Source organism: Celeribacter sp. PS-C1, assembly GCF_019429625.1.
Lineage (GTDB): Bacteria > Pseudomonadota > Alphaproteobacteria > Rhodobacterales > Rhodobacteraceae > Celeribacter.
The window spans coordinates 1-3908 of the sequence record NZ_JAHXRW010000028.1 but is presented as its reverse complement, the minus strand read 5'-3'; the positions used below and the strand labels follow the sequence as shown (position 1 = coordinate 3908).

Here is a 3908-nt window from a genome sequence, read left to right as displayed (position 1 = left end):
AGGTCGAACCCGACATAGCGCCAACCCGCGCTTTCGGGCGTGATCTGATGCACTTTGCCGTGCGTGCCAAAGGGCTGTTTCAAAAGGTCGGGCATGGTGGTTCCTTTCCTCAGTTTGCGAGCCGGGCTTTCGCCACTTGCTTGATGTAGTTCGCGTAATAGTCGCGTTGTCTTTGGCGCTCGGAGACTTCTGGGACGGCGACGTCCCAGAAGAAGCCGTGCTCGCCTGCTGTGGTCTCGAGACCGGTGCCCGGGAAGTCCTTGGCGATTGTGTCGATCACGATGACCGTCGGGACGGTGCGGTCGCGGGCGGCGGCGATCTCTGCTTCGAGCTGATCGGTGTCTTTTGCCTTCACCGCAAAGGCCCCCATGGAGGCTGCGTGGGCGACGTAGTCGATCTGCGGCTGGTCTTCGATGTTGCAGTCCACATACATGTTGTTGAACGGTTCCCCGCCACAGCCGAGCGTTTGCAGACGGTTGATGCAGCCGTAGCCACGGTTGTCGGTGAGGACGACCGTGAACGGAATGCGGCGCATGACGGCGGAGGCGATCTCCGCGTTGGCCATCATGTAGGAGCCGTCGCCGACAAAACAGATCACCTCGCGATCAGGAGCGGCGAGTTTGAGACCCATCGCACCCGCGACCTCGTAGCCCATGCAAGAATAACCGTATTCCATGTGATAGCCTCCCTGAGACGGTTTCCACAGGAGCTTGAGCGCACCGGGCATGGTGCCCGCGGCGCACATCGCGATGGCGGTCTCGGTCGTGGCGCGTTGCACCGCACCGATCACCTGACCGTCGGTCGGAAGTGCGGCCTGATCCTCCGGACGGGCGCAATAGACATCGACGGCACGGAGCCAGTCTTCGCGCGCCGCTGCATCGGGGGCCTCAGCCGAATAGTCACCCAGCGCCTCGGTGAGCGCCTCAAGCGTCACTTTTGCATCCCCCACGAGGCTCTCGGCCCCGTGTTTGGCGGCGTCATAGCCATGGATGTTGATCGAGACGAGCTGTGCGTCATGCCGGAACATCGTGCGCGATCCGGTGGTGAAGTCCTGGAACCGTGTGCCCACACCGATCACCAGATCCGCGTTTGCAGAGGCCGTGTTGGCGGCGGCGGATCCGTCCACACCGGAGGCGCCGAAGTTCATCGGATGGCTCTGCGACAGGCCGGATTTACCCGCCTGCGTTTCCGCCACGGGAATGTTGTGACGGGTCGCAAACGCGCCAAGCGTCTCTTCGGCTTGGCTATAGATCGTTCCACCACCGGAAATGATCACCGGACGCTTCGCCGCTTTGATCAACTCGGCCACACGGGCAAGCTCATCCACATCGGGCTGCGGGCGGCGGATGTGCCAGACTTTCGGCTCGAAGAACTCGACGGGATAGTCATAGGCCTCGGCTTGAACGTCCTGACAGAAGGCGAGCGTCGCCGGACCACAGTTCGCGGGGTCCGTCATGGTGCGCAGGGCGCGCGGCAAGGCGGAGAGGATGTGCTCCGGTCGCGTGATCCGGTCAAAGTAGCGCGAGACGGGTTTGAAGCAGTCATTGGCCGACACGGTGCCGTCGTCAAAATCCTCAACCTGTTGCAACACCGGATCGGGGCGGCGATTGGCAAATACATCACCGGCCACAATCAGAAGTGGCAGACGGTTCACATGGGCGAGCGCGGCTGCAGTCACGACGTTCGTAGAGCCCGGCCCGATGGACGAGGTGACAGCCATCGCGCGAGTGCGCTTTTTGCCCTTCGCATAGGCAATCGCGGCATGCGCCATGGTTTGTTCGTTCTGTCCGCGCCATGTCGGGAACACGTCTTTGTAGGCATGAAGTGCCTCACCGATCCCTGCCACGTTGCCGTGGCCAAAGATCGCCCACATCCCGTCGATATACCTGTCCCCTTCAGGCGTGAGTTGCACCGAGAGCCATTTGATCATCGCCTGCGCGGCGGTCAGTCGAATTGTCTCAACCATCGTCTTATTCTCCGTTCAAACGCGCGCTCTCGCGGGCGTCGTCCCAAATCTTGCACAGGCGGGTAAAGCGTTCAGACATCTGGTCCACCGCATCCGCATCATTCATGTCGCCCGTCATCCAGGCCCGCGCTGCATCGCCAAAGATCGTCCGCCCCACGGCGAACCCTTTGACGAGCGGGAAGCTTGCTGCGACCTCGAACGATGCCGCAAGCTCTGCCTCCGGCGCATCCAGCCCCAGCACGACAATGCCGCGCGTGTGCGGGTCATATTCTTCGATGGCAGCCACGGCGCTGGCCCAAGCTTCCGTGGTTGCCATCGGTTCCAGCTTCCACCAGTCGGGGTAGACCCCTGCCTCGTAGAATTGCCGGATCAAGGTTGCCGTCGTGTGCGTGTCCACGGGACCGACCTTGGAAGGAATAACTTCGAGCAGGAACTCGAGATTGTTGTTGCGCGCGGCGGTGAAGAGAGTCTTCACACGTGCTTCCTGCAGGGCGCGGGTTTCTGCGTCATCGTCCGGGTGGCAGAAGACCAGCAGTTTGACGACGTTCTCACGCGCCCATTCCTTGAACTGGCCGAAGTCGACACCCAGCTCAGGCTCGAATTCAATCGGACGCGAGCCCGGCAGTTCGGTCGGACGCCCGATCCAGAGCCCGGAGCCGCTTGCTGCATGAAGCGCCGCGCGGCCGATGCGGTTGTCGGTCAGGATGCCGTAGCCGTCTTCCTCACCTTTGACCTTCAGCGCCGCTTCGAGGCACAGCTCCTTGAAGGCGCCGCCTTTTTCGAGCGTGTAGCCCGCCATCTCCTCGAGTTGCATCCGGTGGTCGAAGGCAAAGGTGCGCAGGCTCGACCAGTCGCCCGCATTGCGGGTGTGGCGCGTCGTGGACCAGTGGATTTGCTCCAGCGCCGGATCGTTGCGCAGATCCTTTTGCACCACGCCGCGGTTCAGGAAGAACTCAAGCTCGGCAAGCGACGGATAGGCCGGCGTGCAGCCATGGCGCGACACCGCAAAGGCGCCACAGGCGTTCGCGTATTTGAGCGCGGTCGGCCAGTCGATCTTGTCGACGTCGGGGCAATCCATCCAGCCTTTGAGAAGGCCGGAGAAGAACCCGTCACCGGCACCCAAGACATTGAACACTTCGATCGGGAAGCCTTCTCCCGTCTGGCCGTCATCGAGGCTATCGGGAATGTCGCCTTCGAACGCCACAGCGCCAAGCGCCCCGCGTTTGCACACGAGCGTCGCTTTGGAGTTCTCGCGCACGTTGCGCAGGGCTGCGACCGTGTCGGTGGAGCCGCCCGCGATGTGGAACTCTTCTTCCGTACCGACGATCAGGTCGAAATAGTGCAGCGTGGACAGAAGTTTGGCCGTCACGGCCTCGCTTTCGACAAAGCGGCTCTCGCCGTCTCCATGCCCCGCCACGCCCCAGAGGTTCGGGCGGTAGTCGATATCCAGAGCCGTGCGCGCCCCATACTGGCGGGCGTATTCGAGCGCCTTCATGGTCGCGGCTTCGGTCTTCGGGTTCGAGAGATGCGTGCCGGTTGCAACAACCGCGCGGGAGCGCTTGATGAACTCGGGATCAATGTCGTCCTCGCAGAGCGCCATATCCGCGCAGTTCTCGCGGTAGAAGATCAGCGGGAATTGGTCCTCGTCGCGGATGCCCAAGAGCACCAGTGCCGTCAGACGTTCCGGATCGGTCGCCACACCCTCAACATTCACACCCTCGCGCACGAGTTGCTCACGAATGAAGCGCCCCATGTGTTCATCCCCCACGCGGGTGATCAGCGCGGTCTTGAGACCCAGACGCGACGTCCCGCAGGCAATATTGGTCGGGCTGCCACCGATATACTTCTCGAAGGACCCCATGTCCTCCAAACGCCCCCCAATCTGTGCGCCATAAAGATCAACGCCCGCGCGTCCAATGGTGATTACGTCAAGGTCTTTCAT

2 protein-coding genes and 1 pseudogene are annotated in these 3908 nt (G+C 62.1%); all 3 read right to left on the bottom strand.

The genetic code is table 11. The features are described 5' to 3' along the window. A pseudogene (locus tag J5Y17_RS19365) lies at window positions 1-95 on the bottom strand (5-deoxy-glucuronate isomerase); the annotation flags it as partial. 14 nt (window positions 96-109) lie between these two features. After that, complete coding sequence (gene iolD, locus J5Y17_RS18920) at window positions 110-1966, bottom strand: 3D-(3,5/4)-trihydroxycyclohexane-1,2-dione acylhydrolase (decyclizing) (protein WP_219787416.1); 1857 nt, start codon at window positions 1964-1966, stop codon at window positions 110-112. A 4-nt stretch (window positions 1967-1970) separates the two neighbouring features. Continuing rightward, window positions 1971-3908, bottom strand: a complete 1938-nt coding sequence (gene iolC / locus J5Y17_RS18915) for a 5-dehydro-2-deoxygluconokinase (RefSeq protein WP_219787415.1) — start codon at window positions 3906-3908, stop codon at window positions 1971-1973.